General features: G+C 73.7%; 5 protein-coding genes. 2 read left to right on the top strand and 3 right to left on the bottom strand.

The genetic code is table 11. The annotated features are described in order from the left end of the window. Together RIF68_RS26980 and RIF68_RS26985 are read left to right on the top strand one after the other, a co-directional pair. Positions 1-1,265, top strand: a 1,265-nt coding sequence (locus RIF68_RS26980; RefSeq protein ID WP_309053902.1) for an SDR family NAD(P)-dependent oxidoreductase, incomplete at its 5' end; no start/stop codon positions are given. Between the two features lie 294 nt (positions 1,266-1,559). After that, positions 1,560-1,730: a hypothetical protein gene (locus RIF68_RS26985; RefSeq protein WP_309053903.1), complete on the top strand. Its 171-nt coding sequence runs from the start codon at positions 1,560-1,562 to the stop codon at positions 1,728-1,730. A 121-nt stretch (positions 1,731-1,851) separates the two neighbouring features. On the opposite strand, the gene RIF68_RS26990 is transcribed toward RIF68_RS26985, so the two are convergent. Genes RIF68_RS26990 through RIF68_RS27000 form a run of 3 tightly spaced genes read right to left on the bottom strand, consistent with a single transcriptional unit; the run spans position 1,852 to position 4,832 of the window. Continuing rightward, the gene (locus tag RIF68_RS26990; RefSeq protein WP_309053904.1) at positions 1,852-3,276 is read right to left on the bottom strand and encodes a lipase maturation factor family protein; all 1,425 of its coding nucleotides are present in this window, start codon (positions 3,274-3,276) and stop codon (positions 1,852-1,854) included. 22 nt (positions 3,277-3,298) lie between these two features. After that, positions 3,299-3,862 carry a DUF1990 domain-containing protein gene (locus RIF68_RS26995; RefSeq protein WP_309053905.1) on the bottom strand — a complete coding sequence of 188 codons (564 nt, stop codon included), beginning with the start codon at positions 3,860-3,862 and terminating at the stop codon, positions 3,299-3,301. Between the two features lie 25 nt (positions 3,863-3,887). Further along, positions 3,888-4,832: a YndJ family transporter gene (locus RIF68_RS27000; RefSeq protein ID WP_309053906.1), complete on the bottom strand. Its 945-nt coding sequence runs from the start codon at positions 4,830-4,832 to the stop codon at positions 3,888-3,890. Positions 4,833-5,062: the final 230 nt, after the last annotated feature.

Below are 5,062 nucleotides of genomic sequence, written 5' to 3' on the forward strand. Positions count from 1 at the left end.
CCGTCACCGAGGCGACCGCCACCGGCTCCGCCCAGCGGATCGACGACGAGACCGAGGGCATCCTGCCCTCCTCGGCCACCGAGGAAGGCCGGATCGCCGGCATACTCCAGCGCCCGCGGTCCTGCTACGTCTGCAAGACGCGGTACGTCGAGGTCGACTACTTCTACCACCAGCTCTGCCAGAGGTGTGCCGCCGAGAACCGGGTCAAGCGCGACGCCCGCGCCGACCTCACCGGCAAGCGCGCCCTGCTCACCGGCGGCCGCGCCAAGATCGGCATGTACATCGCGCTGCGGCTGCTGCGCGACGGCGCCCAGACCACCATCACCACCCGCTTCCCCAAGGACGCCATCCGCCGGTTCAAGGCGATGGAGGATTCCGCGGACTGGATGCACCGCCTGGAGGTCGTCGGCATCGACCTGCGCGACCCCGCCCAGGCCGTCGCCCTCGCGGAGCAGGTCGCCGACGCCGGCCCGCTGGACATCCTCATCAACAACGCCACGCAGACCGTGCGCCGCCTCCCCTCCGCGTACGCCGCGCTCGTCGAGGGCGAGAGCGCGCCGCTGCCCGCCGGCGAGCTGCCCGCCCACCACGTCATCGGCGCCTTCAACTCCGGGGCCGTCGACGGTCTCTCCGCGCTGCCCGTGGGCACCAGCGGTCTGGAGGCGCAGAAGGTCGCCGACCTCGCCCTGGTCGCCGGCAACGCCAGCATCGAGCGGCACCTCGACGGCACCGCCATCGACGCGGGCGGCCTCCTGCCCGACGTCGTCGAGTCCAACACGTGGGTGCAGAGCATCGAGCAGATCTCCCCGGTGGAGCTGCTGGAGACCCAGCTGTGCAACTACACGGCGCCGTTCATCCTGATCAGCAAGTTGCGCGGGGTCATGGCCGAGGCCGCGCGGAAGGCGTCCAGCGGACGCTCCTACGTCGTCAACGTCTCCGCCATGGAGGGTGTCTTCAGCCGCGGCTACAAGGGCGCCGGCCACCCGAACACCAACGCCGCCAAGGCGGCGATGAACATGGTCACGCGGACCAGCGCGCAGGAGATGTTCGAGACCGACGGCATCCTCATGACCTCGGTGGACACCGGCTGGATCACCGACGAGCGCCCGCACTTCGACAAGCTGCGGCTCGCCGAGGCCGGCTTCCACGCCCCGCTCGACCTGGTCGACGGCGCGGCCCGCGTCTACGACCCGGTCGTGCGCGGCGAGGCGGGCGAGGACCTGTACGGCGTCTTCCTGAAGGACTACGCGCCCGCCAACTGGTAGGGCGCCCGTTCCACGGCCGCGCACAGATGTCCGGAAAAGAGCGTTCCACCCCCCGGTGGAGCGCTCTTTTCGGCTCACTTCACCCGAACGCGTCACACTTCGGAGCCCGCTAGAGCGCGGCCTCGCTCATTTGGTTACTCTGATGTCCACGGTCGGCCACCGAGGAGACACACCGTCCTCACGGCCTTCCGGGGGACTGGCCTGCCACCAAGGCCGCGGCCCCGCCCGATCAACGGCGCCACCGCGACCCGACCGGCCCTGTCCTCCCCCATACGCGACACAGAGGAGTGCGCGGTGACCACTGAACTGACCACGCAGGATCCGCGACCGTCCGAACAAGCCGAGTCCACCCGCCGCAAGGGCGAGCTGGGAAGCCTCGAAGTCTGGGCACGCTCGGCCCCGATCCGGCTCGCGGGCTACGAGGACGACCTCGCCGAGCCCCACATCCTGCCCGGCATCGACTGACCCGCCCCGACCGGCCTGCCGCCCGGGCGCGGGCCCTCGACGGCCGCCGTACGGTGCCCCCGCCCACCCGGGCGGGGGCACCGGCGCGTCCGGGCGCCGCACCGCGTGGACGGTCCGCCGTTCAGTCCCGCCCCGCCGGCTTCCGCAGCCGGGTGGGAGGCAGGTACTCCCGTACGAGTGCGCGGTGCCACCACGCCCCGGTCTCCCGGAGCTCCCGCCAGGTCGTGTACCGGTAGCGGTACAGCCGGGCGCGGACGTGCACGGGCGGGGCGTCCGGAAAGGGGTTGTGGCCGAGCAGCCGAAGCGTGTCCCGGTCGCCCTCCAGGAGCCGCTCCACGAAGGGCCCGAACCAGTCCCCGGCGTAGCCGGGCGAGAGGGCCGCGAACCACATGAGCCAGTCGAGCCGCAGGTGGTAGGGGGCGAAGGGCCGGGGCAGCCGGCGCGGGTCGCCCGGCTTGCCCTTGAACCCGTACTCCTTCCACACCGCGTCGGGACCCGGGACGGGGGCGTCGGTGCCCTCCACGACGATCTCGTACCGGACCCGGCCGACCGTGCCGAAGGCCCCGTAGCTGTTGACCAGGTGGAACGGGTCGTAGGAGCGGTTCATCACCTGCCGCCGCGAGAGCAGGTTGCGCACCGGACGGTAGCTGCGGACCAGGACCAGCACCGTCACGGCCAGGACCAGTACGACGTACCAGACGGGGGGATCGGGCCGCGGCGGGGTCCCCGCGAGGGCGGAGGCGTCCACCGCCGGGACGGCGATCACGATGGTCAGCCAGTTCAGCCACGCGAAGTTGCCCGAGAGCACCAGCCACAGCTGGGTGGCGATCATCAGACAGGCCGCCACCGTGGCCACCGGCTGCGGGGCGAAGAGGAGGAACGGCACGCCGAGCTGCACCACGTGGTTGGCGGCCACCTCCACCTTGTGCAGGGGCCCCGGCAGATGGTGGAAGAACCAGCTGAGCGGGCCGGGCATCGGCTGTGTCTCATGGTGGTGGTGCAGACAGGTCAGATCCCGCCAGCACCGGTCCCCCCGGAGCTTGATCAGCCCGGCGCCGAACTCCACCCGGAACAGCAGCCAGCGCAGCAGGAAGAGCACGAGGACGGGCGGCCCGGTCTCGTCGTTGCCGAGGAAGACCGCGAGGAACCCGGTCTCCAGGAGCAGCGACTCCCAGCCGAAGGCGTACCAGGTCTGGCCCACGTTCACGATCGACAGGTACGCGCCCCACAGCAGCAGCCACAGCAGCATCGAGACCGGCAGCGGTACGGCGTCCCCGGCGCCGGCCGCCATCGCGAGCGCCAGCGCGGCACCGGACCACGCCACGGCGGCGAACAGCCGGTCGGAGTAGCGCCAGCGGAACAGCGAGGGCGCACGGCGCGGGTCCGTCCGGCGCAGGTACTCCGGTACGGGAAGCATCCCGCGCTCGCCGATGAGCGCGCGGAACTGCAGGGCGGCCGACAGGAACGCCACGCAGTACAAGGCGGCCAGGCCCCGCTGGAAGACGATCAGGCTCAGCCCGTACTCGGGTGCGGTGAACCACTCCATCGCCTCCAGTATCGGCCCGGCGTCACGTCCGGACGAGACGGCGCAGCGTCCGGCCGAGCCGGCGGGCGTACGCGCGCTGGAGGAGCGGGACCAGCGGTCCGCCGAGGCGCGTGTACCAGGCGGCGGGACGGCTGAAGGCGGTGACCGTGAACCGGACGGTCCCGTCCCCGGTGAGCTCCACCACGAAGGACTCCTCACCGGACTCCGGGTGCCCGGTCAGGCTGCCGTAGGCGAAGCCGGCCCGCCGCTCCTCGTACACCGTCCAGATCACCACGCACGGCACGCCCAGCCGCATCCGGCCGAGGCCGGCGGAGACCGTCACCCGGGCCCCGGGGGCGGCCCGGCGGGCGGCGGCGTCGACCCGCGCTCCGGAGGCCCGGTGCAGCCGCCAGGTGGTGACGGCCTCCCGGGCGGCCGCGAAGGCGGCGGGTCCGTGGCCGACCACCGCGCTGTGGCGCAGATGGTGGTAGCCCCCGGGCAGCGCGTCCGGGGTGCGGGTGGCGCCCACCTCGCGGTAGCTGAGGGCCGGCTCGGCGCGGCGGGAGGGCCCGGAGGGGCGGGCGAGGTCGTGCAGGAGGCGGGTCATGGCGGAAGCTCCGATCGGTCGCGGATCACGGGCTGGGTCGGGTGAGGGCGCCGGGGCGGGTCCCGGGGGCGGTCTCCGGCTCCGCCCCGGGGGCGGGGAGGGGCGCAGGGCCGGCGTCCGGGGGCTCGCGCCTTCCCGGTCGGGCGCCGTGCTCCGTGAGGAGGCGGCGCCGGGCGAGCAGGGCGCAGACGGCGAAGCCGAGGGCGTTGCCGAGGCCGTGGGTGGCGGCCATCCACGTCAGGCTCGGGTGCGGCAGTCCGGTCGCCTCGCCCAGCGCCCAGCTGAGCGCGAGCACCATGGTCGCCGCGAGGACCAGGGCCGAGACGGCGAGCAGGGCCCTGGTCGCGGGGCCGGCCGCGACGTCCCTGCGCTCCCGCAGGGTGAGGACGGCGACCGCCGTCATCCCGGCGGTCAGGACGACGGCGCCGGCCAGTTCCGTCCCGTCGTTCACGAAGTAGCCGAGCAGGACGAGCAGGGTGCCGGCGGGCACGCTCAGCGCGGCGAAGCGGGCGGCGGGCCCGTCCGAGGTCCGGTGGACGAGCCCGGCGACCAGGGCGGCGGCGAAGCCCGCGAAGTGGAAGTGCGGAACGGTCAGCGCGAGGAGGTCCAGGTCGAACCCGAACAGGGGGTGACCCGCCCGCTCGGCGACCAGCGCGGTACCGGCGACCGAGGGCGAGGCCAGCGCGGTGAGGACGGCGATCTCGCGGGGCCGGAGGGAGCGGGTGAGGAGCAGCCGGGCCGGCGCCTGCAGCGCCAGGGCCAGGGTGGCGAGGGCGTAGACGGCGGCGAGGGCGGCCGCCGCTTCCGAGCGGGGGAGCCACAGGCAGACCGCGCCCGGCAGGGCCGGTAGCGGCCAGACCCGCCGGAGGCGGTCCAGAGCCGGCGGGCGCGGCCCGCCGAGGAGGGCGAGGCCGGTCGGCACGACCCACAGCATGCCGAGCGCCACCACCGGGTTCACGAGGACCGACAGCGTGGACACGCCCCACCACCTTCGACTTGAACGCGTTCAACCGATGGGTCGAGCGTAGATCCTCTCTTGAACGTGTTCAAGAGAGGGGTGGCCCCGGCGCCGAACCGGACGGCTCCCGCGAAGCGCCGGACGGCGCCGGCGACCTGGCCGGCACCTCGAAGCGCCCCGGTCGGCGGCCCTCCGCTTGCGGGGCGCGGCGCCCTGCGACAGACATGAAGGACCGGCCGTGA

The organism is Streptomyces sp. (genome assembly GCF_031178505.1).
Classification (GTDB): domain Bacteria; phylum Actinomycetota; class Actinomycetes; order Streptomycetales; family Streptomycetaceae; genus Streptomyces; species Streptomyces gulbargensis.

What these genes read in the sequence shown, in the direction of transcription:
- RIF68_RS26990 (WP_309053904.1), bottom strand. Translation starts at nt 3,276, where the DNA reads ATGGAGTGGTTCACCGCACCCGAGTACGGGCTGAGCCTGATCGTCTTC.
- RIF68_RS26995 (WP_309053905.1), bottom strand. Translation starts at nt 3,862, where the DNA reads ATGACCCGCCTCCTGCACGACCTCGCCCGCCCCTCCGGGCCCTCCCGC.